This window comes from Streptomyces sp. NPDC018000, assembly GCF_044328025.1.
Taxonomy (GTDB): Bacteria; Actinomycetota; Actinomycetes; order Streptomycetales; family Streptomycetaceae; genus Streptomyces.
The window spans coordinates 307,373-331,189 of the sequence record NZ_JBIRGM010000005.1 but is presented as its reverse complement, the minus strand read 5'-3'; the positions used below and the strand labels follow the sequence as shown (position 1 = coordinate 331,189).

The 23,817-nt window shown below is 70.4% G+C and carries 18 protein-coding genes and 1 pseudogene; 13 read left to right on the top strand and 6 right to left on the bottom strand.

From position 1 onward, the window contains the following. Window positions 1-106 precede the first annotated feature (106 nt). The 5 genes from ACH4EW_RS15850 (at window position 107) to ACH4EW_RS15830 (ending at window position 8,394) form a co-directional block, all read left to right on the top strand. On the top strand, window positions 107-2,257 hold the full coding sequence (locus tag ACH4EW_RS15850) for a regulator (RefSeq protein WP_398256762.1): 2,151 nt from the start codon (window positions 107-109) through the stop codon (window positions 2,255-2,257). A 52-nt stretch (window positions 2,258-2,309) separates the two neighbouring features. Then, window positions 2,310-4,040, top strand: coding sequence for a hypothetical protein (locus tag ACH4EW_RS15845; protein WP_398256760.1), 1,731 nt, complete (start codon window positions 2,310-2,312; stop codon window positions 4,038-4,040). A 244-nt stretch (window positions 4,041-4,284) separates the two neighbouring features. Further along, window positions 4,285-5,106 carry a maleylpyruvate isomerase family mycothiol-dependent enzyme gene (locus ACH4EW_RS15840; RefSeq protein ID WP_398256874.1) on the top strand — a complete coding sequence of 274 codons (822 nt, stop codon included), beginning with the start codon at window positions 4,285-4,287 and terminating at the stop codon, window positions 5,104-5,106. Between the two features lie 128 nt (window positions 5,107-5,234). Further along, complete coding sequence (locus tag ACH4EW_RS15835; RefSeq protein ID WP_398256757.1) at window positions 5,235-6,062, top strand: SAM-dependent methyltransferase; 828 nt, start codon at window positions 5,235-5,237, stop codon at window positions 6,060-6,062. 274 nt (window positions 6,063-6,336) lie between these two features. Further along, entirely contained in the window at window positions 6,337-8,394 is a 2,058-nt protein-coding gene (locus ACH4EW_RS15830; RefSeq protein WP_398256755.1) for a phosphocholine-specific phospholipase C, read from the top strand. Window positions 8,395-8,457: 63 nt separating this feature from the next. Here the strand turns inward: ACH4EW_RS15830 and ACH4EW_RS15825 are convergent, their stop codons facing one another. The 3 genes from ACH4EW_RS15825 to xylB form a co-directional block, all read right to left on the bottom strand. Next, window positions 8,458-9,294 carry a hypothetical protein gene (locus ACH4EW_RS15825; RefSeq protein ID WP_398256753.1) on the bottom strand — a complete coding sequence of 279 codons (837 nt, stop codon included), beginning with the start codon at window positions 9,292-9,294 and terminating at the stop codon, window positions 8,458-8,460. Continuing rightward, complete coding sequence (locus ACH4EW_RS15820) at window positions 9,294-10,571, bottom strand: VWA domain-containing protein (protein ID WP_398256751.1); 1,278 nt, start codon at window positions 10,569-10,571, stop codon at window positions 9,294-9,296. The genes ACH4EW_RS15825 and ACH4EW_RS15820 overlap by 1 nt, the downstream gene beginning before the upstream one ends. Window positions 10,572-10,748: 177 nt before the next feature. Beyond that, window positions 10,749-12,230, bottom strand: coding sequence for a xylulokinase (gene xylB, locus ACH4EW_RS15815; protein ID WP_398256749.1), 1,482 nt, complete (start codon window positions 12,228-12,230; stop codon window positions 10,749-10,751). A 283-nt stretch (window positions 12,231-12,513) separates the two neighbouring features. Between xylB and xylA the strand changes: the two genes are divergently transcribed. After that, window positions 12,514-13,683, top strand: a complete 1,170-nt coding sequence (xylA, locus tag ACH4EW_RS15810) for a xylose isomerase (RefSeq protein ID WP_398256747.1) — start codon at window positions 12,514-12,516, stop codon at window positions 13,681-13,683. Between the two features lie 88 nt (window positions 13,684-13,771). On the opposite strand, the gene ACH4EW_RS15805 is transcribed toward xylA, so the two are convergent. From ACH4EW_RS15805 to ACH4EW_RS15795, 3 genes are all read right to left on the bottom strand, one after another. Beyond that, window positions 13,772-15,013, bottom strand: coding sequence for an ROK family protein (locus ACH4EW_RS15805; protein ID WP_398256745.1), 1,242 nt, complete (start codon window positions 15,011-15,013; stop codon window positions 13,772-13,774). Window positions 15,014-15,175: 162 nt separating this feature from the next. Then, complete coding sequence (pcaB, locus tag ACH4EW_RS15800) at window positions 15,176-16,543, bottom strand: 3-carboxy-cis,cis-muconate cycloisomerase (RefSeq protein ID WP_398256743.1); 1,368 nt, start codon at window positions 16,541-16,543, stop codon at window positions 15,176-15,178. Window positions 16,544-16,565: 22 nt separating this feature from the next. Then, window positions 16,566-17,333 carry a VOC family protein gene (locus ACH4EW_RS15795; protein ID WP_398256741.1) on the bottom strand — a complete coding sequence of 256 codons (768 nt, stop codon included), beginning with the start codon at window positions 17,331-17,333 and terminating at the stop codon, window positions 16,566-16,568. 150 nt (window positions 17,334-17,483) lie between these two features. Between ACH4EW_RS15795 and ACH4EW_RS15790 the strand changes: the two genes are divergently transcribed. The 7 genes and pseudogenes from ACH4EW_RS15790 to ACH4EW_RS15760 all read left to right on the top strand — a co-directional run bounded on the left by ACH4EW_RS15790 (window position 17,484) and on the right by ACH4EW_RS15760 (window position 23,785). After that, the gene (locus ACH4EW_RS15790) at window positions 17,484-19,208 is read left to right on the top strand and encodes an FUSC family protein (RefSeq protein WP_398256738.1); all 1,725 of its coding nucleotides are present in this window, start codon (window positions 17,484-17,486) and stop codon (window positions 19,206-19,208) included. Then, window positions 19,205-19,711 (top strand): MarR family winged helix-turn-helix transcriptional regulator, encoded by a 507-nt coding sequence (locus ACH4EW_RS15785; protein WP_398256736.1) that lies wholly within the window; start codon window positions 19,205-19,207, stop codon window positions 19,709-19,711. Before ACH4EW_RS15790 ends, ACH4EW_RS15785 begins: the two co-directional genes overlap by 4 nt. 278 nt (window positions 19,712-19,989) lie before the next feature. Then, a pseudogene (locus ACH4EW_RS15780) lies at window positions 19,990-20,301 on the top strand (His/Gly/Thr/Pro-type tRNA ligase C-terminal domain-containing protein); the annotation flags it as partial. A 506-nt stretch (window positions 20,302-20,807) separates the two neighbouring features. Further along, a complete protein-coding gene (locus ACH4EW_RS15775) occupies window positions 20,808-22,418 on the top strand; it encodes a sensor histidine kinase (protein WP_398256733.1) in 1,611 nt (536 codons plus the stop codon). Beyond that, window positions 22,415-22,822: a roadblock/LC7 domain-containing protein gene (locus ACH4EW_RS15770; RefSeq protein ID WP_398256730.1), complete on the top strand. Its 408-nt coding sequence runs from the start codon at window positions 22,415-22,417 to the stop codon at window positions 22,820-22,822. The genes ACH4EW_RS15775 and ACH4EW_RS15770 overlap by 4 nt, the downstream gene beginning before the upstream one ends. Beyond that, entirely contained in the window at window positions 22,819-23,190 is a 372-nt protein-coding gene (locus ACH4EW_RS15765) for a DUF742 domain-containing protein (protein WP_398256728.1), read from the top strand. The genes ACH4EW_RS15770 and ACH4EW_RS15765 overlap by 4 nt, the downstream gene beginning before the upstream one ends. Beyond that, the gene (locus tag ACH4EW_RS15760) at window positions 23,171-23,785 is read left to right on the top strand and encodes a GTP-binding protein (protein ID WP_398256725.1); all 615 of its coding nucleotides are present in this window, start codon (window positions 23,171-23,173) and stop codon (window positions 23,783-23,785) included. Before ACH4EW_RS15765 ends, ACH4EW_RS15760 begins: the two co-directional genes overlap by 20 nt. Window positions 23,786-23,817 lie beyond the last annotated feature (32 nt).

Sequence of the window (23,817 nt, the reverse complement as noted above, 5' to 3'; positions counted from 1 at the left end):
TGACGCCGGACCACCGGGCCCAGCCATGGAACTGTTCGCCGGCCCCCCGATGACGGTCGCGGCACTAGTCTGGACGCCGCGGATACGGGTCGGGGAGGGAGTACGGGTGATCAGCTGCGGTACGGAGGACGAGGGGGCCGTGCACAACACCCTTTCGGGGAACGCGGTGGTGGCCGGACCGTTGGTCATGGCCCGGCACGTGGAACAGATCGTGCTGCCGCCCGGTGCGCCGGGCGTGCCACCGAGCCAGGTGCCACCACCCAGCCGCTGCTTCGTCAACCGCACCGCGGAGTTCGCCGCCCTTCGCGCGGTCGCCGCTTCGTACTCCCTGGGGCAGTCGCCCGGCATCGTGGTGGTGACCGGGCTCGGCGGCGTGGGCAAGACACAACTGGTGGCGCAGTGGGTCGGGCGGGATGTGAAGGAGCGCTGCCCGGACGGTCAGTTGTACGTCGACCTCGACGACCACCGCCGGGACGGGGTCGTGGACACCGCCGGGGTGCTGGCCGGGTTTCTGCGGGCCCTGGGGGTGCACGAGCAGTACGTGCCCCCTGGACTCGCCGAGCGGACGGGGCTGTTCAGGAGCATCACGGCCGATCGCGCCGTGCTGGTGGTCGCGGACAATGTGCAACATGCCCCGGAGGCGCGGCCACTGATGCCGCCCAGCGGTCTCCTCGTCGTCACCAGCCGCAGACGCCTGCCCTCGCTGGAAATGGACGGAGCGGTGTCGATCGTCGTGGACCCCCTCGACGTGGGCGCGGGTGTGCAGTTGGTACGCCGATGGCACGTCACGGCTGCCCAGGAAGCCGCCGCCGAACTGGTACGACTGTGCGGTGGGCTGCCGCTCGCCCTGCGCGCCGTGGGGGAGTGGCTGGCCGGGCGACCCCAGCTGCGGCTCGACGACGTGGTGCGCGATCTCGCCGCCGAGCACGAACGCACCACGGGGGAGGAGCCGGGGCACACGGCGGTGACCGAAGCACGGATGGGCGGGGCGATGACGGGCGGCACGGGTTCTGGAAGCGTCGGGGCCGCGCTCGACACCGTGGTCGGCGGGCTGGGCGACCATACGCAGCAGCTGTACCGCCTGCTCGGGCTCCTTCCGGTGAAGACAGTGACAGGTGCCCTGCTCCGGGCCGCCGGCGCCGTGCACGTCGACGACGCCCTCGGGGACCTTCTCATGGCGCATCTGGCCGTTGCCGCGGAGGCGGAGGACGGCGTCCCCCGCTACCGGCTGCACGACATCGTCCGTACGCATGCCCGCATGCGGGCGGCGGCCGTTCCCCAGGAGGAGCGCCGGGCCGCACTGCGCGCGGTCGTCGACTTCTACGTCGATGCCGCGGCGCACGCGGACACCATGATTCTCGGCCCTCGTATGCGGCTGCAGGAGCCTCCGGCGCGCTCGATGAGTGATCTCTCCGCGCGCACACCCCTCTTCACCGACCGCGCCGATGCCCTGGACTGGCTGGACGCCGAGCGGGCCAATCTCCTGTCCGTACTGCGCCTCGCCGCCGCGGAACAGTGGTACGACGCCGTGTGGCGGCTCTGCGAATCACTGTGGGCGCTCTACCACAGCCGCAAGCACCACGCCGACTGGATCGAGGCACACCGGCTCGGCACAGAGGCCGCCCAACGGGAAGGCCGGCCGGACGTCGAAATCCGCATGCGCAACCAACTGGCCCGGGCCGAGTACGAACTCGGCGAGTTCGAACGGGCCGAGCGCCAACTGGAGGCCGCAACCGCTCTGATCGATCTGGTGGACGACGCCCGCCTGAGCGGCGCGGTGTGGGAGACCCGGGGACTGATCGCGCTCTCCCTCGAACGCTCCGACGACGCCCGCGACCTCTTCGAGCGCGCGCTCCACGCCAACGCCGCGTGCGGTGACCGGCACGGCATCGTCGTGCAGAGCTACAACATCGGGCAGGCCCTGGTCGCAGGAGGCCACTGGCAGCAGGCCCTCGATGTGCTGGACGGCGCCGCAGCCACCGCCCGGGACAGTCGCGACGCGGCCATGCAGCCGCGTATCGGCCTGGTCACGGCCCGGGCCCTGATCGGCCTGGAGAAATGGGAACGTGCCGTCGAGGCCGTCACCGCGGCGGCCGATCAGGCCGCGCGGTCCAAGCAGTACGCCAAGCTCGACCAGGCACTCTCACTCCTCACGGAGCTGGCGGAACGGACTGACGACATGCCGCTGCGCGAAGCCTGCGACAACAAGCTGCGGGAGCTCCGTCGGCGGGTGGGCATGACACCACCGGCCGGGTGAACCACACCGACGACCGCCACCGCCCACCCCTTTCACTGTTCCGGAGCCACTGTTGACCTTGGTGCCGTCGAAGCTGCGCCGCCGGGCCATCCGGTCCACCCGGCCCGACCGGTCCCGCTGGAACACCTGGGAGCCGCCGAAGGCCGCGGTCCTCGGTGTGGCACGCACCCTCACCTCCGCGACGCGCGTGCTCGACATCATGCGGCTGCTGCGCGCCGAGGACGGCATCGAGAAGTACTACACGGTCAACCCGGGCTCGGCGTTCGGTGACGGGCTCGGCGAGTACCTCTCCGCCATGGGCGTACGGGTGCTCACCTGGGAGGAGGCCACCCGGCGCTCGTTCGATCTGGCCGTCGCCTGTTCGGTGCATCCGACGATGAGGCGGCTGGACGCCCCGCTGATGGTCCTGCCGCACGGGGCCGGCTACAACCGTCTGGTGGCGGAGTCCACCGGGGACACCGAGACGCCCGCCGGGCTCTCCCGGCGGGAACTGATGTGGCGCGGCAAGGTGGTTCCCGCGGCCATCGGGGTCTCGCACCAGGACCAGATCGACCGGCTCGCCGAGACCTGTCCGGAAGCGGTCCCGTACGCCGTGACCGTGGGCGACTGGTGCTTCCAGCGGATCAGGGCCAGCATGTCCCGTCGAGATCATTACCGTGCGCAACTCGGTGCCGTCAACGGACGACGGCTGGTGGTCATCCACTCCACCTGGAGCAGCCACTCGCTCCTCGGCCGCCATCCGGGCCTGCCACTGCGGCTCGTCACCTCACTGCCCGTCGACGAGTTCGCGGTCGCGGCCGTCTTCCACCCCAACGTCTGGGCACGCCACACCCCTGACGGCGTGTTCGACCGGCTGGGCGATGCGATGGACGCCGGACTCATGATCATCCCGCCGCAGGAGGGCTGGCGCGCGGCGGTGGTGGCCAGCGACTGGGTGGTGGGCGACCACGGTTCCACCTCCTTCTACTCGGCGGCCGCCGACCGGGTCATTCTGCTGGCCGCTACCGGGCTCGACGAACTGGATCCCGCATCCCCTGCCGCCGCATTCGGCCACCGGGCTCCCCGGCTCGACCCCGACGGCGATGTGTACGCCCAACTACTGGACGCGGAAAGCCACTACGACCCCGAAACCCTGAGAGCGGTCGTCGACCGTCAACTCGCCTCCGTCGATACCTCGGGTGCGACGACACAGGACCGGATGTACGCGTTCCTGGCACCGCGCGGCGTACGCACGCCCCCGCACGCACCACACCCCGCCCCCGTCCCGGCACCCGAACCGGCACGCCGCACCGCACCCACGGCCTATGACATCACCGGCGCCCACGACGGGACGGGAACCGTCGAGGTCCGGCGCTGGCCGCTGGTCGCCGGGGACCACACCGAGGCCAGAGGGTTCTACGCCGTCACGGACGAAGAGAACCATCTGCTGTGGAGACAGGCCGCTGAGGTCGTCGCCCGGACCGGCATCGAAGCCGAGCTCCCGGCCGCGGAGTGGATCGACCGCGAGAGCCGGCGATCCGAGCACGCGAATGTCCTGGTCGCGGCACTCGACGCGACCCGCTGTCTGATCCGCCTGCGCGGCGGCCGCGAGCTGGAGGCCCGCACCGAACGGGAATGGGGGACACGGCGACCACCGCTCGACGCCGTGGTTCTCGGCGCGGCCGTCAACATCTGGCTCACCGACACGGCGCGGGGCGGCGACAAGGACCTGACGGACGGACTCTCGGTGCGGACGGGGGACTGGCGGATCCATGTGATGTTCTCGGCGCGGCAGAACCGGTGAAGCGCCGCCGAGCCGGTACGGCACGAGCTCGATAGGGCCCGAGCTCGATACGGCCCCGGGCATGGGCCGCTCACGGTGGCGGCGGCAGATGTCCGCTGCCGGCCGCTGCCGTTCTGGTGCCGGCACTTGTCGCAGGCCCCGTCACCTGGTCCTGTGTACCGCGGGCACCGTGGTGATCAGTAACGAGACCCGCGACCGGGCTGTGCGCATCCCGCGTACAGGTGCGGTCGAGGCGGAGGGAAACGTGGAATCAGTGACCGGACACGAGGTACGAGGCACGCTGCCCGAAGGGCTCGGCGAGGCGATACGCGCCACCGCCGGGGAGATCGCCGAGGTGCTGCGCGGGGCGGCCGACACGGGAGTTCGGGTGCCCGCCTCGGAGTGGACCGTCGGGCAGGCAGCAGCGCATCTGGCGCAGGCCAACGAGCTGATGGCCGACATCGCGGCCGGGCAGGAACGCAGCTACGGCGACGGAACACCGCAGAGTCTGGCCACGGCGAATGAGCGCGCGCTCGCCGGCTTCGAGGAGCGGGACGCCGATCCGCTGGCCGAGATGATCGTGAGGCACGCGGACGCGTACCTCACGGCGATGGACCGGTGCACGACGGACGGGAACGTGTTCACCCCGTTGGGCCCGATGAGCCGGGTGGTGCTGGGCTCGTACCTGCTGACACACATGCTCGGCCATGGTTACGACCTCGCCCGTGCGCTGGGCCGCCCCCACATGCTCGACCGCACCCGGGTCGAACTGTCGCTGCCCTTCCTGATCACGGTGATGCCCCGGGCGACCGACGCCACTGCCATCGCCCGGCTGACCGCCCGCTACACGATCCGTCTCCGTGGCGGCGCCCGCTTCGGTGCCACCTTCACCGACGGCGTCGTATCCGTCACCCCGCAGCCGCCAACCCGCCCGGACTGCACGATCCTTGTCGAGCCGGTCACCTTCCTCCTGATGGCGCTCGGCCGCTGCAGCCCATGGGGCGCCATGGCCCGCGGCCATGTCCTCGCCTGGGGTCGCAAGCCCTGGCTCGCTCCCCGCTTCCCGGAGCTGTTCAAGGCACCCTGAGGGGCGGCCGGGTTTCCCGCATCACGCCGGCGGCGCGTTCGCGTCAAGTCCCGCACCAGCCGCAACAAGATGGACGTACAGGTAGGTTGTGGCCATCGTTTGATCGTTTGTGGGGCTTGGAGGTCTTCATGAGTGAGCAGCAGCAGCCGTCCGCCAGTCGGTGTGCCACACCGGTGTCGGAACGGATCGACACCACCAGGCCGCACTCCGCCCGCTTCTGGAACTATTTCGTCGGCGGCAAGGACAACTACGAGGTCGACCGTGAGATCGGCGATCAGATCAAGACGCTCTTCCCGGGCCTTGTTGACGTAGCGGTAGCGGGACGGCAGTTCCTGCGCCGCTCGGTGAGTCACCTGGTGGAGGACCGGGGTGTCCGGCAGTTCCTGGACATCGGGACCGGCCTGCCCACTGCGGACAACACACACCAGGTGGCCCAGGGCATCGCCCCCGAGTCACGCATCGTGTACGTGGACAACGACCCGCTCGTTCTCGCGCACGCCCGTGCCCTGCTCACCAGCTCACCCGAGGGAGTCACCGACTACATCGACGCCGACTTCTACGAGCCGGACGCCATCCTTGCCGAGGCCGCGAAGACACTCGACTTCGACCGCCCTGTGGCCCTGATGCTGCTCGGCATACTCGGTCACGCGGGCGACTTCTCGCGCGCGCGTGAGGTGGTGGGCCGGTTGATGGCGGGCCTGCCGTCCGGCAGCCACCTCGTGGTGTACGACGGCACGCGTACCAGCGAGGGCATGATCGCCGCGGAGAAGGCATACATCGAGAGCGGCGCAGTGCCTTATTACGTCCGTGAGCCGAGCGAGATCGTCACTCTCTTCGACGGGCTGCGGATCCTCGACCCCGGCTTCGTCCGGCTCAGCGAGTGGCGGCCCGACACCGAGAGCGCGACCGTTCCCGCCGATGTCGATGCCTTCGGTGGCATCGCCGTCAAGGAGTGACCCGGCGCGGGCGCTGACGCCCATCGACGGATATCGAAGTGACGCCGAGGGCCGCCCGAACCGTTCGGGCGGCCCTCGGCCTGTCCGAGGAGCAGGGTCGGACAGGCCACCGCGGCCACGCCCGCCGCGCCGGTCGCGCACCACCCCGCCGACTGCTGTTCGGCGGATCACCACCGTGTCCACACAGCGACGGTCTTTCGCAGCCCATGCGAACTCTGGAACACTCCAGTCGCATTCGCCCCACACCCTCCTCACCCCGCAGAGGTCCTCACCCATGGCCGAACTCGACCGACGTCGCTTCATGCAACTCGCCGGAGGCGCAGCCGCCTTCACCATGCTGTCGAACAGCATCGCTCGCGCTGCCTCCCTCCCGGCGAAAGGCGCCACCGGCACCCTCGAGGATGTCGAGCACATCGTCGTGCTGATGCAGGAGAACCGCTCGTTCGACCACTACTTCGGCACACTGAAGGGCGTACGCGGCTTCGGTGACCCACGTCCGGTGACATTGCCCAGCGGCAAACCGGTGTGGCACCAGTCGTCCGGCTTCAAGGATGTGCTGCCGTTCCGGCCGACGGCCGACAACCTCGGACTCCAGTTCATCCAGGACCTCAACCACGACTGGGCGGGCGGCCACTGGGCGTTCAACAAGGGCGCGTACGACAAGTGGGTGCCCGCCAAGTCGGCGACGACGATGGCCTACCTCACCCGCGAGGACATACCGTTCCACTACGCCCTCGCCGACGCGTTCACCATCTGCGACGCATACCACTGCTCCTTCATCGGCTCAACGGATCCCAACCGCTACTACATGTGGACGGGATACACCGGTAACGACGGCACCGGCGGCGGCCCCGTGCTCGGGAACGACGAGGCCGGCTACGGGTGGACGACGTACCCCGAACGGCTGGAGAAGGCCGGGGTCTCCTGGAAGATCTACCAGGACATCGGCGACGGGCTCGATGCCGCAGGGTCCTGGGGATGGATCAACGACGCGTACCGGGGCAACTACGGCGACAACTCGCTGCTGTACTTCAACAATTACCGCAATGCCAAGCCCGGCGATCCGCTCTACGACAAGGCTCGCACCGGCACCGACGCCAAGAACGGCGACGGGCTCTTCGACAGGCTCAGGGCCGATGTGAAGGCCGGGACCCTTCCGAAGATCTCCTGGATCGTCGCCCCGGAAGCCTTCACCGAGCATCCCAACTGGCCCGCGAATTACGGTGCCTGGTACATCGCGCAGGTGCTGGACGCGCTGACGTCCAACCCGGAGGTGTGGGGCAGGACCGCCCTGTTCATCACGTACGACGAGAACGACGGATTCTTCGACCACATCGTGCCGCCGTACCCGCCGTCCGGGGCCGCGCAGGGGCTGTCCACCGTGGCGACCTCCGCCGACTACTTCGCGGGCAACATCAGGTACCTTGCAGGCCCGTACGGTCTGGGGCAGCGCGTTCCGATGCTGGTCGTCTCGCCGTGGAGCACGGGAGGGTTCTCCTGCTCCGAGGTCTTCGACCACACCTCGATCATCCGGTTCATGGAGCGACGTTTCGGGGTGAAGGAACCGAACATCTCGCCCTGGCGACGCACCATCTGCGGTGACCTCACCTCCGCGTTCGACTTCCGCCGTACGGATACCGCCCCCGTCGCCCTCCCCTCCACCGACGGGTACCTGCCGCCGGACCGCAACCGGCATCCCGACTATGTGCCCGTGCCGCCCGCCGTCGGCAGTGTTCCCAAACAGGAACCGGGTTCCCGGCCCACCCGGCCGCTGCCCTACGCGCCGTACGTGGACGGCTCGGCGAATCCGGCGACCGGAAAGTACGGTCTCACCTTCAGCGGCGGCGCCGCGGCCGGGGCACAGTTCCTGGTGACGTCAGCGAACCGTACCGACGGACCGTGGACGTACACCACCGAGGCCGGCAAGTCGATCTTCGACGCGTGGAACACGGCCTACTCCAACGGAGTGACCAACCTCAGCGTGTACGGTCCGAACGGCTTCCTTCGTACCTTCAAAGGGCCCGGCAAGGCAGCAGGGCCCGAGGTGACCGCCCGTCACAACGCCGGCAATGGGCATCTTGACCTGACGATGACTCACACCGGTACCGGAGACGTTCATTTGACACTGCGGGACGCCTACGGCGGTTCTGTGCAGACGTTCACGGTACGGGCGGGCGCGACCGTGAACCACTCGGTGGACCTGCGGGGGAGCAGCCGCTGGTACGACATCTCGGTGGTCTCCGACACGGATACCACGTTCCTGCGCCGCTTTGCCGGACACGTAGAGACGGGCGAGGCGGGTACGAGCGATCCGGCCCTGATCGCAGGCTGAGCCAGCGGGCCGGGGTGGGGGCGCACGTACCCATGCCCCCACCCCGGATCCACCTCGTGCGGGTCACACGCCCGGCGGGACCCGGGACGGGCGGCCGTTGCCGCGCGTGAGGGAGTAGCCGAAGACGGCCGCGAGCGCCCCCAGTACTCCGCCGCCGACCGTCCACAGCCAGCGATCGGTCCACCAGCCGGAGGCCCAGCCGTCCTCCGGCTCGCTGCCGAGCGCGACCTCGGCCGGCCGGTCGTCGCCACTCGTGTCCGAGGCCTGCTCGACGGAGGAGGCACCGGGGACCAGCGGCTCGGCGAGAGTGCCGTCCACATCCGCGGCGCCGCCCTTGTCGGCCGTCGTGACCTCGACCTCGGTCTGCACCGGAAGACCGAGGTCCGCCGAGGGCAGGTCGACGACCGTGAGGCGTACGTAGTAGCTGCCCGGCAGCGGGTCGTTGGCCCACGGCTCGGACCAGGCGCGGACGGTCCGCAGCACACAGGTCAGCTCGACCGCCGACGCGTCGGCCGCCGCCTTCCCGGTCTGGCGGCCGTACATGCAGGCCTGACGGCGCCGCAGCCCGTCGTACACATCGACCTGCCAGGTCGACGCGCCGTGCCGGGTGGCGCTCTCCGGCAGGGTGATCTTCGCCTTGACGGTGGCGCGCTGGCCCGCGTCGGCGGGGAACACCCAGTACAGGTAGTCGCCCGTGGACGCCCCGGCGGTGGCGCGCTGGTTCTGCTGGATCGCAGTGGCCGTACGGAAAGTGGTGCCGGCCTCGGTGGGGCCGGACCCGCCGTCCGAGGCGCTCGGGCTCGGGCTCGCCGACGGGGCGTCGGCCGCGGCGACGCCCGCCGAGGTCAGCAGGGCGAGGCCGGACAGCAGCGCACCCGCGAGTACACGTGTCGTACGCATCAGTTGGTCCTCCAGACGGCGATGCGCCAGCGCGAGAGCCAGCCGGTCAGCAGACCCGCGACCAGTCCGGTGAGAACCAGTACGCCCACCAGCCACCAGCCGCGGCCGAGACCGAACGCGGCGACATCGGCCGCGTCGTCCGGGGCGTCCACCAGGTCCACGGTCAGCTCGAGGGGCATGCCCGGCGTGGTCTTCACCGAGGCGGGGGCCGAGAAGGAGTTGCTGACCTGGAGGCACACGGTCTCGGCGGCGGGCTTGTCACCGCTGTCCGTGTCGTCCTGCTCGGGCTTCGGGTAACGCAGGCCGGAGGAGATCGCATCGGTGCGGCCGGTGCCCGACTCCGAACCCCGGACGATTTCGCGGCCGTGTACGGTCACCGCCCGCAGCAGCACGCCGTAGTCATTGTTCACGGCACGGTCCGCGAAGACGCTCACCGAGGCGCGCAACTCCTGACCGGGCGGCACATCCACCCGGTACCAGCGGTGCTCGCCGATCTTCTCCCGGTCGGTGTACAGGCCGGCCTCGAGCTGTGGTGCCGTGGAGCAGCGGTCCGCGCCCTCGGTCGCCACCGGTGTGACGACGGGCTCGGCGGCCCGGTCGACCAACTGCTTGACTCGGCCTGAGAGTTCATCGGTGTGCTGGACGGCGGTGTAGGTGCCGCCGGTGGCCTCGGCGATACAGGTCAGCTGCTCGCGGATCTTCGTATTCGGCACCAGGCCCAGTGTGTCGATGACGAGGTGGATGCCCCGGGCCGCGATGTCACGTGCCACCTCGCACGGGTCGAGCGGGCCACAGGTGTCCTCGCCGTCGGTGATCAGCACGATCCGGCGGGTGGAGTCGCCGCCTTCGAGGTCGTCGGCGGCGCCCAGCAGGGCCGGGCCGATCGGGGTCCAGCCGGTGGGGGCCAGGGTGGCGACTGCGGTTTTCGCCTCGGTGCGGTCCAGCGGGCCGACCGGGTAGAGCTGCTTGGTGTCCTTGCAGCCGACCTTCCGGTCATCGCCCGGGTAGTCGGCGCCGAGCGTCCGGATGCCGAGCTCCACCTCCTCGGGCACCGCGTCCAGGACCTCGTTGAACGCCTGCTTCGCCGCGGCCATCCGGGACTGGCCATCGATGTCACGCGTCCGCATGGAGCCACTGACGTCGAGCACCAACTCGACCTTGGGGGAGGCTTTGGTGGGGGCTTCGCCGGCAGCGGCGGGAAGCGCCGAACCGAGTCCGGCGGTCAGGGTGGCGAGCAGGATGCCCACCCCGACCGTCAGCCTTCTTCTTATGATCATCGCCGGATACTAGTGAAGATCGCTTCGCTTGCCCAAACCGGTCCGGAGGCAGTCGGAGGCCCGTCGCCCGGGCCGGTCGAGGGGAGATGGCAGCCAGTCAGTGCCCCTTGCGCGGTGTGGGGTCGGCATGGCGTTGAGCGCTGTGCAGAGGTTCGGAGTGTGTGGGGTGTACGGCTGTCAGGCCCCGCCCAGCAGTGGGCCCGCGGCCCGCTCCAGCGCCGAGCCGACCCGCTCCCAGGTTGCCGAGTCCCGCTGGACGGCGGGAAGTTGCGTGTCCTCGTCGGTGTTCCAGCCGGCGGCGATCGCGACCGGGTCCTCGCCGGTTGCCGCCGCGGCGGCCAGCGCGGCCGCGCCCATTGCCACCAGTTGGCCGCTCCCGGGTACGATCAGCGGCCGGCCGGAGAGCCGCCGTACCGTCTCCACCCAGGTGTGCCCCTGGGCGCCACCACCGATCAGGCGCAGCGGACGGGCGGCCACCTCGGGGTCGGCCGGGTCGAGACCGCAGGCCCGCAGGAGCTCGTCGAGGGCACGCAGCACGGTGAAGACCGCGCCCTCGTAGGCGGCGCCGAGGAGCTGCTGTGGTGTGGTGTCGTGCCGCAGCCCGGTGAGCAGGCCGGAGGCGGTGGGCAGATCGGGGGTGCGTTCGCCGTCGAGGTAGGGGAGGAGCACCGCCTCGCCGCCGGGGACTGCGTCGTCGCGCTCCAGGCCGAGCAGTGCGGCCACCTTGTCCACGGCGAGCGTGCAGTTGAGGGTGCAGGCCAGCGGGAGGTACGTACCGTCCGCGGCGGCGAAGCCGGCGAGTGCCGTCGACGCGGGCCGTGTACGGGAGGCGGCGAAGACCGTTCCCGAGGTGCCGAGGCTGAGGACGGGGTGGTCCAGCAGTCCGGCGCCGCCCAGGCCGAGGCCGACGGCGGCGCTCATGTTGTCCCCGGTGCCCGCGGCCACGGCGATTCCGGCGGGCAGGCCGAGAGCGTCGGCCGCTTCGGCGGTCAGCGAGCCGATGCGGGCCGCGCCGGTCTCGGCCACCTCGGGCAGCAACGCGGCGTCCAAGCAGATGAGTTCGAGCAGTTCGGGGTCGTACGCACCGGTCGCTGTGGAGTACCAGCCGGTGCCCGAGGCGTCACCGGGGTCGGTGACGGCGGTGCCCGCGAGGCGTTCGGTCAGGAAGTCGTGGGGGAGGCGGACGGCCGCGGCCGCGGCGGCGATCTCCGGGTCCTTCTCCCGCAGCCACTGCCACTTCGACGCGGTGATGGAGGCCACCGGCACGGATCCGGTCCGAGCGGTCCAGGCCTCGGGCCCGCCCAGTGCCGTGGTGAGGGCGGCTGCCTGCGGGGCGGAGCGGGTGTCGTTCCACAGCATCGCGGGACGCAGGGGACGCCCCGCCCGGTCGAGGACGACCAGCCCGTGCTGCTGCCCGGCGACCGCGATACCGGTCACGGCGGAGGCGGCGACGCCGGACTCCTTCAGTCCGGCGGCGACGGCGTCGCGCAACGCCTGCCACCACACCTCCGGATCGCTCTCGCGGGCCCCTGCCCCGCCGGTGACGGCATGCGGTGCCCGGCCGGCGGCGAGCAGTTGGCCGGTCCCGGCGTCGACGAAGGCGGCTTTGGCGGACTGGGTGGAGCTGTCCACACCGATGACGACGGTACGCGGCGGCATGGGTGACCTCGTTCCTGCGGCGCGGGAGATGGAAGCAGGGAGACGGCTGCGGGGCGCGCATCGCTCCAGGGCGTGGCTGCTGGGATGCCGCCACGGGGTTTTGATCGTACGAAAAACAAATTACGCGATCGGGTCCGCCGGGTATAGCGATCTCTCCGGATTTCCGACCATGAGGGGTTACGGGACCGGCGCACTCCGTGCATGATTAGTCATGACCATAAACAAATAGGGGACAGCCCTTAGGCCGGTCATGGAACCCGACAGCACCGAAGGCGGCCAGGCAATGACGGAACGCTTCACACCCACCCCCGACGACAAGTTCACCTTCGGGCTGTGGACGGTGGGCTGGCAGGGGCGCGATCCCTTCGGCGATGCGACCCGCACGGCGATCGACCCGGTCGACTCCGTGCGGCGGCTCGCGGAGCTCGGTGCATACGGTGTGACATTCCACGACGACGACCTGATCCCGTTCGGCTCGACGGACACCGAGCGCGAAGGGATCGTGAAGCGGTTCCGGCAGGCGCTGGACGCAGCCGGACTCGTCGTCCCCATGGCGACGACGAACCTCTTCACCCACCCGGTGTTCAAGGACGGCGCGTTCACCGCCAACGACCGGGACGTACGCCGCTACGCCCTGCGCAAGACCCTGCGCAACATCGACCTTGCCGTTGAGCTCGGCGCCACCACCTATGTGGCCTGGGGCGGCCGCGAGGGCTCCGAGTCCGGCGCCGCCAAGGACATCCGGGTCGCCCTCGACCGTATGAAGGAAGCCTTCGACCTGCTCGGCGACTACGTCACCGAGCAGGGGTACGACCTGAAGTTCGCCATCGAGCCCAAGCCGAACGAGCCGCGCGGCGACATCCTGCTGCCGACCATCGGTCACGCGCTCGCCTTCATCGAGCGTCTGGAGCGCCCGGAGCTGGTCGGCGTCAACCCGGAGACCGGGCACGAGCAGATGGCCGGGCTGAACTTCCCGCACGGCATCGCGCAGGCGCTGTGGGCGGGCAAGCTCTTCCACATCGACCTGAACGGTCAGTCCGGCATCAAGTACGACCAGGACCTGCGCTTCGGCGCCGGTGACCTGCGCCAGGCGTTCTGGCTCGTCGACCTGTTGGAGACGGCCGGTTACGCGGGCCCGAGGCACTTCGACTTCAAGCCGCCGCGGACCGAGGACTACGACGGCGTCTGGGCCTCGGCCGCGGGCTGCATGCGCAACTACCTGATCCTCAAGGAGCGCGCCGCCGCCTTCCGCGCCGACCCCGCCGTGCGGGAGGCGCTGCGCGCGTCCCGGCTCGACGAGCTGGCCCGACCCACCGCCGAGGACGGCGTGGCCGGGCTGCTGGCCGACCGGTCGGCGTCCGAGGAGTTCGACGTGAACGCGGCGGCGGAGCGAGGCATGGCGTTCGAGGTCCTGGACCAGCTGGCGATGGACCACCTGCTCGGGGTCCGCTGATCTCGGCCCGCGGTGACGCGGGGCCACGGGTGTGGACCGGACACCAGGTCCTTCGGCCCACACCCTCTCGCGTTCGCAGCGGGGAGGATCAGCCGGCTTCCCGGCCGTCCGCGTAGGCCACCGGGTCGGCCAGTACCTCCGTCATCACCAGCGCCGCAGCGCCCCGAGCCGCGTCACCCGCGACGGACGAGGCGCGCAGACGGCCGCTCCCGGGGGACCAGAGCCCGGACACCACCCGGCCGCTCAGCTCCTCCTCGGCGGGCGGTGACAGCCACGGCATCAGGTTCCGGTACATCCCGCCGAGCACCACCGCGTCCGGGTCGAGCAGATTCACTGTCCCGGACAGCACCCGCCCCAGCATCCGGCCGGCCTCCGCGACAGCGGCCACCGCCCGCTCGTCCCCGGCCCGGGCGCGCCGTTCCAGCTCCGCCACCCCGGAGCCGCTGCCGGACTGCTCGATCCCGGCGGCCCCCAGGAGCGCCGCCTGTCCCGCGTACTGCTCCAGACAGCCGCGCGAGCCGCACCGGCATCGCGGTCCCTCCGGGTCCACCGCCACATGCCCGATCTCGCCGGCGAACCCGTGCGCCCCGCGCAGGAGTTCACCGTCGACGACCAGGGCACCACCTACGCCGATCTCGCCCGTCAGATAGAGGAAACTGCGGGCCGTGTCGAGTCCGCCGAACCAGAGTTCGGCCAGCGCCGCCAGATTGGCCTCGTTCTCCGAACTCACCGGCAGCGCCTCGCGACAGGGCCGTTCGGCGGCGAGCGCCGCGGCGAAGAGTTCGCCGGCCGGAACCTGGTTCCAGCCCAGGTTGGGCGCCTGGTGCACCGCACCGCCGGAGACCAGGCCGGGCAGGGCGAGCGCCACCCCGACCGGGAACAGTTCCTGCTCGCGCGCCGACTCCAGGGTGCGTGCCGCGATCCCGGCGGCCCGCCCCAGCACCTCCGCGGGCGGTGCGCCGCGGTTGTCGAGGTGCTCGGTGAGCCGTACCCGGCCGGTGCCCGCCAGATCGACGACACACACCGACACGTAGTCGATGTTGACCTCCACACCGAGCCCGGAAGGCCCCGTGCGCGCCACTTTGAGCGCGGTCCCGGGGCGACCCGCCTGGCCGCTGAAGGTCTTGCCGGACTCGGTGAGGAACCCGATGTCGATGAGTTGCTCGACGAGCGAGGACACCGCGGCCCGGGTCAGCCCCACCCGCGCGGCGACCCCGGCCCTGGTCGCCTCACCCTCGTCACGGACGGCCCGCAGCACCAGACTGAGGTTGCTCCGGCGCACGGTGTCCTTGTCGGCCTTGGGCCCCAACGGTGTGAGGTTGCTCTTCATATGGGATCCGAGCCTATGTGATCCCTTGTGCGATCAGTCCTGTGAGCTGGTGAGCCTTTGGGGCCGGCGGGCGGCTGAGAGCCTGTCGGCTGATCTCCGATCGGGCGGGGGCCGTGTCCGCAGCCACCCGCGTGATCGTGATGCCGAGGACGGTGAGCGCGGTCATCCACGGTCCAGCGCACGGTCGGTGAGGGGGCCCGCGCAGCCGGTGTACCGGGCGGGTTCGGTCAGATCCGTAAGGTCGAGACCGGCGAGTTCGGGCTCCTCCTCCAGTACGTCGGCGAGCACGTCGGCCAGATCCGTGGCCTCCGCACGGGCCCGGGCGGCGGCGCTCACCAGGACCTCCTGGGCGCGCTCGCGGCCGATCCGTTCGGCGAACACGGCGGCCAGCCGCTCCGAGACGATCAGTCCGTCGGTGAGCTGCAGATTCTCCCGCATGGCGTACGGGACGACGCGCAGACCGTCGGTGAGTTCGGCGGCGTCGTGCGCGGCCCCGCCCACGAGCCGCAGCAGTTCGCGCAGCGGCTCCCACTCGGCGTGCCAGGGCCCGGCAGGCCGCTCGTCGTCGGCGGCGAGCGAGCCGTACAGCGTCGCCGCCAGGCCCGGGGCGCGACGCGCGGCCGCGGCGATCAGCGTGGCGCGCACCGGGTTGGCCTTGTGCGGCATGGTGGACGAACCACCGCCCCTTCCCTCGGTGACCTCGCCGATCTCGGTACGGGACAGGGTGAGCACATCGGCCGCCAGCTTGCCGAGCGCACCCGCGGTGAAGGCGAGCGCACCCGCCAGATCGGCGATCGGGGTACGAAGACCGATCCACGGCAACAACGGCTCGGCCAGACCGAGTTCGTTCGCGAATGCCTGGAGCACCGTCAGCCCCCTGCCGTCGCCGTCGGCGAAATCGGCTTCATCGATGGGCGCGAAGATATTGAAGGCGGCCAATGTTCCTGCCGCGCCGCCGAGTTGCGCGGGAAGCGATTCCCGTACGGCCGACAGCCGGTCCCGTGCGTCGAGGATCAGTACACGCCACCCCGCGGCCTTCAGCCCGAAGGTGGTCGGCACGGCGTGCTGGGTGAGCGTGCGGCCGGCCATCGGGGTGTTGCGATGTGCGACGGCGAGCCGTGCCACCGCGTCCGCGGCCCGCGCCAGATCGTCGAGCATCGGCGCCAGGGCCCGCGCGGCGACCAGCATGGCGGCCGTGTCGAGGATGTCCTGGCTGGAGGCGCCGCGGTGCACATACGGCCGGACGTCCTGTTCCACCGCGGCGACCAGGTCGACGACCAGCGGCGTGACCGGATTGCCGCTCGCACGTGCGCGCAGCGCCACATCCCGTACATCGAACCGGCTCGCCTCGGCCGCCGCGGTCACCGCCCGCCCCGCCTCGGCGGGAGCGAGCCCGCAGTCGCACTGGGCGCGGGTGAGCGCGGCCTCGGCGTCGAGCATCGCCTGCAGAAAGGCGCTGTCGCCGGTGGCCGTCTCCGCGGGGGAGCCGGCCCGTCCGGGGGCGAGCAGTCCGGCATCGCTCTCGTACATCAGCTGTGCTCCAAGAACCGGTTCAGCCCTGGTCGCCCGCCCGGTAAATACCGAACACCGCTCCCTGCGGATCCCGTACCACCGCGATCCGCGGCCCGTCGGGAATGCTCGTCGGCGGCATCAGCAGTTCACCGCCCGCCCCCTGAGCGGTGGCCGCCGTCACGTCGACGTCGGTCACGGCGAAGTACGGCAGCCAGCTGGGTGGCGCCTCCGGGGGGAACCTGTCGTCCATGACCAGCATGCCGCCGAAGTCCTCGCCGGCCACGCCCCACTGCGTGTAGCTCTCCGAAGCGGTGTTCACCGTCCATCCGAAGACCGCGGGATAGAAAGCGAGCGCCGGATCGGCCTCACGGGTGACGAGTTCGACCCAGCCGAGCGCTCCCGGCGCGTTCAGCCGCTCGGCACCGGCGAAGGCGCGGCCCTGCCAGAGCGAGAACACGGCACCGGACGGATCCGCCACCACCGCGAACCGGCCCTGGTCGAACACGTCCATCGGACCGACCAGCAGCGAGCCTCCCGCCGACCTCACCTTCTCGACCGTGGCGTCCGTGTCCTGGCTGGCGAACGAGACCGTCCAGGCGGGCGGCTGTCCCGGCTGGTAGACCGGACTCAGTGCGGCCACTCGGGCATCTCCGAGGTGCGCCATGGTGTAACCCCCCGCCTCCTCACGCGGGTCGGTCTCCGAGCGCCAGCCGAAGAGTGCCGCGTAGAACGACTTGGCGGCCGGGATGTCGGGGGTGCTCAGCTCGATCCAGCAGGGACCGCCGGGCACCGGTTCGGTGAGGTTCATTCGGTTTCCTTCGGAATGCATCGACCTATGGCTGTCTGTCCTCGTGCAGTTGAACGCTATGGGCTCGTGGAGGGGGCGGCCATCGGTGCCGCGGTTCCGGCATCGCCGCAGAAATTGTTTTACAGGTGTAATACCTGGTAAATTATTTGAGTGAGTGATACAACCATCCGATCCCGGCAGCCCTCAGTCCGAAGGCTCCCGCTGGCAGCCCCCCTGCGCCTCGCCCGGCCCTCGGACATGTGGTTCAAGCCGGCGCTGAGCGTGGTCGTCGCCACCGCCGTACCGGATCTGCTGCTGCTCGCCATCGACCGGCTCGACCTCGTGATGTACACGATGGCAGGCTCGCTCTGTGCGCTGTACGGCCACAACCTGCCCTACGCCCGCCGCGCCCGAGCCGTCGCGGGGGTCGTTGTCTCCATGGTCGTGGGCATGGCGATATCCCTCGTCGCGGCCTCGCTCACCGGATCGGTCTCCGTGCTGATCGCGGTGGCCGCACTGCTCGCCGCCGGACAGAAGATGCTCTGCGACGCCACCCGCATCGGCCCGCCCGGACCGGTGATCTTCACGTTCGTCACCTCGGCCGCACTCTTTGCCCCGCAGCACCTCGGCCAGGTTCCCGGCCATCTCGCGCTGACCCTGGCCGCGGGCATGTTCTCCTGGCTGGTCGTGGTCGGCCCCGCGTTGATCCGCCGGGAGGGACCTGAGCGCCGGGCGACCGCCCGCGCACTCGACGCGGCCGCGGCATACGTCACCGACCCCGGCCACCGCACTCGGCGCGCCGTGGTCGCGGCCGTGCACGCGGCCTGGCAGGCGCTGCTCGACGCCGGAAGCCCCACCCCCGTACGCCGGGCTCTCGAACGTCTGGTCGTCCACGCCGAGGCCGCCCTCGCCGCAGGCGCCCATGGCGCTTCGCCGATCGCTCCCGCCGATGCCCCCGATCCCGCCTCCGACCCCGAACGGCTCCGCGCCTGGGCCCGGCAGACCCGTGCCCGCGGCCCCGTCCCCACCCCGCCGCCCGTCCCCGGCACTTCCGATGAGTTGTTCGGTATCGACGCCGAACGGGCCGCCCGGCGCACCGGAAGCCGCCGCGACGCCCGTCGCGCACTGCTGCGCAGCCTCGGTCCGGGTTCCCCGCTGCTCCCCATCGGCGCCCGTGCACTGATCGGCTGCGCCATGGCCGGATATGTCTCCCAGGCGGCCGGCGTCGGCCGGCCCTACTGGGCGATCGTCACGGCCGCCTCCTTGTACCAGGCCAATGTGACGTTGTCCTGGAACCGGGCCCTCCAGCGCACCCTCGGCAATCTGCTCGGTGTCCTCGTCTTCGCCGCCGTCCTCCCGGTCAGCCGCACTGGACCGCTGGCCCTCATCGGCTGCTGCCTGTTCTTCGGCTTCGCGGCCGAGGCCCTGATCACCCGCAACTACTGGCTCGGCTCCATCGCCGTCACGCCGATGGCCCTGCTGGTCCTGGAGTTCGACGGCACCTATCCGGCCGGTGAGCTCATGGGCGACCGGCTGCTGGACACCGTGATCGGCGCCGGGGTGGGCATCCTCGCCGCCATGCTGGTGACCAACCGCCGGGCCGCCGGACGCCTCGAAAAGGCCCTGGCCGCCACCGACCGGGCCCGCGCCCACGCCCTGCACACGCTCGCCGCCCCGCAGCCCACGCCCGCCGCCCTCGACGCCGCCCGTCGCAGGCTGACCGGATCGCTCGTCGAGCTGCGCGAGGCCGATGACACCGCAGCGGGCGAATGGTGGCAGCGCGCTCTGCCCCGGGAACAGGTCCTCGCGGCCGAGCAGGCCGGACACCGTACGCTCGCGGCGACAGCAACACGGCAGGGGCTGATCGCCCCTGCCCAGGAGAACGGAGCGGTGTGACCGACGACATCGTCGCCTCGGTTGTGCGGCAGTGGCAGGCCGTCAACCCGGAGCTGGACACCGGACCGATGGAACTCATCGGTCGTATCAACCGCTGCGCGGCCCTGCTCCAGCAGGCGGAGGACGCCCCGCTGCGCGCCGCCGGCCTGACCCGCGCCGAGTTCGACCTGCTCGGTGCCGTACGCCGGACGGACCGCGAACTCACCCCCGGCGAGCTGGCCAGGGAGACGTTCTCCTCCGGCGCCGCCGTCACCAAGCGTCTGCGGGTCCTTCAGGAGCGCGGGCTGGTCGACCGACGCAGCGACGCCCGCGACCGCCGCGTCGCCCACGTCCGCCTCACCGAGGAGGGCCGCGACCTGGTCGACCGGTTGCTGCCCAGGCAGTTGGCGTACGAACGCATGGTGCTGTCCGGTCTCGACGAGCAGTCCCGTACCCAGCTCAGCGCCCAGCTCAGCGAGTTGCTGGTGCAGCTGGAGGGACGCATCGGCGGCGCCCGGCGCTGAACCGGGGGCCGGGACTCCACCGGGTTGGTCCGCGGTCGGGGCCGGCCGCACCGGGGGACCGGCCGCACCGCAGGGCCGGCGGCACCGGAAATAAATCCGCGCGGACATCGGTGCGTTGCTGCTAACGTCCGCCGCATGAAGCGCGCTGCCATGACGACGACGCCGGAGAGTGTCCCGGCGCGCTGACAGCTGTTCAGTCCGAAGCCCCGGGGCGAGTGCCCCGGGGCTTCGCCTTGCGGTCACTCGTCCGACGACCGCGAGGAGACCGTCATGCACGACCACCGCAAGCTCGGCCGCTCCCGGTCTCCGAAGCCGAGCTGCCGAATGCCGAGGCGCTCGCCCGGCGGTGCACCGGCCTCGGGCTACGGGCCGAGATCGCCGGACCGGATCGCGGCACCCTGGGGGCCCGCATCCGGGAAGGCCGCCTGGTGCCCTACCAAGCCGTCATCGGTGCCAGGGAAGCCGCCGACGACCATGTTGCCCTGCGCCTGCGCGACGGACGCCGGCATGAACCGCAGCCCGCCGACGACGCCCTCGCCCGCATCGTCGCCCTGGTGGACGCCCACAGCACCGACCTCTGGGAATCCTGAACGAGTGGGGGGGCGCAGACCTGTTCCGTCGTCCTCCGGGAGAGCGGCATCCGGCCGCCAGAGGCGGCATGGGCGCGGTGCGTACTCCTTTTGATCCTCTTCGATCACATGTGCCCTTGCCCCTCAATGCGGAACAGGATTGCTTGATCCTGGGATCGGGTCGTTCGGATGCTTCCTCATCTTCTGTACTACTTACGCAAGAGTGTTCGAGTCGACTTTCCGTGAATCCTCGGAAATGTCCCTCTGTGCGGTACGGAAGATGCTCTGGCTCGTGAATTCATCCGATCCGTCACTCTCTGTGCATGTTCGGAGGCGGTACGTGCGAAATCTCGTGAGTGTATTACCGCGGGAGTGCTCGCGCAGGGCGTTGGGTGAATGTGCCGAAGCACTGATTCGATCTGACTAAACTCACGCGCAGTGAAGTCGAGTTGATATGAATTCGAGCGCTTGTTCCTGAGTGTCCTGCAAGCGCGTATACCTCCCGAATCAACCGCCAGAGGTTTTAGATGGTTCGTGTTGAATCACCGCCGATCGAACGAGAAGCCCCACTCTTTCGCGCCCTGTTGCTGCCCGTGCTCCTGATGGGCGGCGCGACCGCCGCCGCGGTGGCGCTGGTTTCCGAGGCCGCGCGGACACCACTCGTCTGCTACGGCGCGCTCGCCACCGCCGTGGTTGCCGCACTCACCGTTCGACTCGCCCGCCGGGCGCGCGATCTGCGTATCCAGCGCGCGGTGTACGAAAGGCGCTTCGTCGACCTGGAGCGGCGCATCGCCACACACGACGACGAGACCGTGCGGATCAGCAAGGAGCTCCTGCCGGCCGCCATCCACCGGCTGCGCGTGGGCAATTCGCCCGAAGAGGTACTCCGGGACGTCGTCGACGCGGACGAGCTGTACCGCAATCTGCCCGACGCCCAGCGCACCCTCGTCTACACGGTGCTGAACATCATCGACAACGAAGAGGCGATGCGTGACTCCGCGCAGCGCGCGTTCGTCAACGTCGCCCGGCGCGTCCAGGCCATCGTCCACCGCCAGGCGAGTGAACTGCGGGAGATGGAGGAGCACCACGGGCGCAACCCCGACGTCTTCGACGACCTGCTCCGCATCGACCACGGCACGGCGCTGATCGGCCGTCTCGCCGACTCCATCGCGGTACTCGGCGGCGCCCGTCCCAGTCGCCAATGGCCCAAGCCCGTACCACTGTTCAGTGTGCTGCGCGGCGCCATGTCGCGGATCCTGGAGTACCCGCGCGTCGATCTGCACTCGATCGTCAAGGTCGCCATCATCGGCACGGCCGTCGAACCGCTCATCCACGCCTGCGCCGAACTCCTCGACAACGCCACCCGCTACTCGCCGCCGCAGACCAGGGTGCACGTCACCGCCGTCGAGGTGCAGACCGGCATCGCCATCGAGATCGAGGACGGCGGCGTCTCGCTCAGCGAGGAGGCCCGCGCGCGGGCCGAGAACATGCTCGCCAGAGCGCAGGCCGGCTCCAGCATGAACGACCTCGGCGAATCCCCGCGACTCGGCATGGCAGTCGTCGGACGGCTCTCGCGGATGTACGACCTCCAGGTCTCGCTGCGGCAGTCCGCGTACGGCGGTGTCCGCGCCGTGCTCATCGTGCCCCGCGCCATGATCACCACCGGACCCGCTCCCGGCATCGCCCACGGCATCGGTGCCACGTCGAGGCCCACCAGTGACATCGACCACGAGGCCATGAAGCACGTCGTGCCGGCACGCCGCAAGCCCCGCACCCCGGTGGCTCAGCGCCCGGCCACCGGGCCGGTCGCACCCGTCACCCGGCCGGTCGTCCCCGCGGCCGCCATGGAGGACGACGTCCCCGTGGTGACCGAGTGGACCGCGGGTGGTCTCCCGCAACGCCGCAGCCGCGGCCGCGCCCCCCTGGGCTCGCACAACCTTCCCGCACAGTCGGTCGACCCCGCCGCGGGACAGCGCGGCGGCCATACCAACGGTCACGGTCAGGGGAACGACAGCGGCAAGGCGCAGCCCCCCGGACTCTGGCTGGAGGCCTTCACCAACGCCGTCAACGGCGTGCCGCAGGAGCCGAAGACCGACGAAGACTCTGACGATGCCTGGGACAAGGGAGACCTGAAGTGATCCAGCAGCGAGGGAATATGGACTGGATGCTCAAGCAACTGGCCGATGACGTGCCGGACATCCACCAGATCGTGGTGCTCTCCGCCGACGGTCTGCGCATCGCCCAGCACGGCGGCGACCCCGATGTCGCCGACCGCCTCGCAGCTGCCTGCGCAGGGCTGCAGAGCCTGGCTGCCGCTGTCGCCTCCGAAATCCCTTACAGCGACGGTCTCATGCGCCTCGTCGTCATCGAAGTAACCGGCGGATTCTTCTACTTGATGGCTGCAGGAACCGGAGCGTACCTCGCGGTCCTTGCCGGCGAGACGGTCGACGCGGGGCTCGTCGGCTCGCGCATGCGCGACATGGTCGTCAGGATCGGTGCCCACTTGACGAGCCCGCCGCGCCATGACGGGCAGTCCGGATGAATTCTCCTCGACGAGAACGCCGAGAGACCGATCCGGAACTGAGCGACCCGGAACGGCTGTACGTGATCACCGGCGATCCCGACGGCAGCGAGCGGGCATCGCTCGACCTGGTCACGATGGTCGTCGCGAAGGCCCGGCCGACGCCGACGGTCCAGCCCGAGCAGGCGGCGATCCTGCGGCTCTGTCAGGCGCCGTTGTCCGTCGCCGAGATCTCGGCGTACCTCGGTCTGCCGTTCAGCGTGGTGACTTCGCTCCTCACGGAACTCCTCGCGGCCGAACTCATCGAATCGCGCGCGCCCATCGTCCGCGCCACTCTCCCGGACAGGTCCCTTCTCGAAGCGGTGATGCATGGACTTCAGAAGCTCTGACACGATCACCGGCCCCCGGCGCGAGGACGTCCTTCCCGCCACGGCGGCAGCCGCGGTGAAGGTCGTGATCGTCGGAGGGTTCGGGGTCGGCAAGACGACCATGGTCGGATCCGTCAGCGAGATCCGGCCGTTGACCACCGAAGAGACCATGAGCCAGGCCGGAGTCGGCGTGGACGACAACTTCGGGGTGGAGAGCAAGACCGCCACCACCGTCGCCATGGACTTCGGCCGGATCTCCATCAGTGAGGAACTGATCCTCTATCTGTTCGGGACCCCGGGCCAGGAACGGTTCTGGTTCCTGTGGAACGGCCTGTTCGAAGGCGCCCTCGGCGCGGTGGTCCTCATCGACACCCGCCGCCTCGAAGTCAGTTTCGACGTCATCGGGCGGCTGGAGGAGCGCGGCGTGCCGTTCGTCGTCGCGGTCAACACCTTCCCCGATGCCCCGAAGCACCCCGTCGAGGCGCTGCGTGCCGCCCTGGACCTCCCCGAAGAGGTACCGGTGATCGACTGCGACGCCCGGCTGCGCGCCTCCAGCCGCGACGTACTGATGACGCTGATGCGCTATCTGCACAGTCTGGCGCTCCCGCTCGCCTGACCGCAGCACACCCCCGCGCGTCCCATCCGTCT

Bases quoted from the DNA above. Each gene is read 5' to 3' on its own strand.
- ACH4EW_RS15830 (WP_398256755.1), top strand. From the start codon at position 6,337: ATGGCCGAACTCGACCGACGTCGCTTCATGCAACTCGCCGGAGGCGCA.
- ACH4EW_RS15760 (WP_398256725.1), top strand. From the start codon at position 23,171: ATGGACTTCAGAAGCTCTGACACGATCACCGGCCCCCGGCGCGAGGAC.
- ACH4EW_RS15795 (WP_398256741.1), bottom strand. From the start codon at position 17,333: ATGAACCTCACCGAACCGGTGCCCGGCGGTCCCTGCTGGATCGAGCTG.
- xylB (WP_398256749.1), bottom strand. From the start codon at position 12,230: ATGCCGCCGCGTACCGTCGTCATCGGTGTGGACAGCTCCACCCAGTCC.
- xylA (WP_398256747.1), top strand. From the start codon at position 12,514: ATGACGGAACGCTTCACACCCACCCCCGACGACAAGTTCACCTTCGGG.
- ACH4EW_RS15805 (WP_398256745.1), bottom strand. From the start codon at position 15,013: ATGAAGAGCAACCTCACACCGTTGGGGCCCAAGGCCGACAAGGACACC.
- ACH4EW_RS15775 (WP_398256733.1), top strand. From the start codon at position 20,808: ATGGTTCGTGTTGAATCACCGCCGATCGAACGAGAAGCCCCACTCTTT.
- ACH4EW_RS15835 (WP_398256757.1), top strand. From the start codon at position 5,235: ATGAGTGAGCAGCAGCAGCCGTCCGCCAGTCGGTGTGCCACACCGGTG.
- pcaB (WP_398256743.1), bottom strand. From the start codon at position 16,543: ATGTACGAGAGCGATGCCGGACTGCTCGCCCCCGGACGGGCCGGCTCC.
- ACH4EW_RS15765 (WP_398256728.1), top strand. From the start codon at position 22,819: ATGAATTCTCCTCGACGAGAACGCCGAGAGACCGATCCGGAACTGAGC.
- ACH4EW_RS15825 (WP_398256753.1), bottom strand. From the start codon at position 9,294: ATGCGTACGACACGTGTACTCGCGGGTGCGCTGCTGTCCGGCCTCGCC.
- ACH4EW_RS15820 (WP_398256751.1), bottom strand. From the start codon at position 10,571: ATGATCATAAGAAGAAGGCTGACGGTCGGGGTGGGCATCCTGCTCGCC.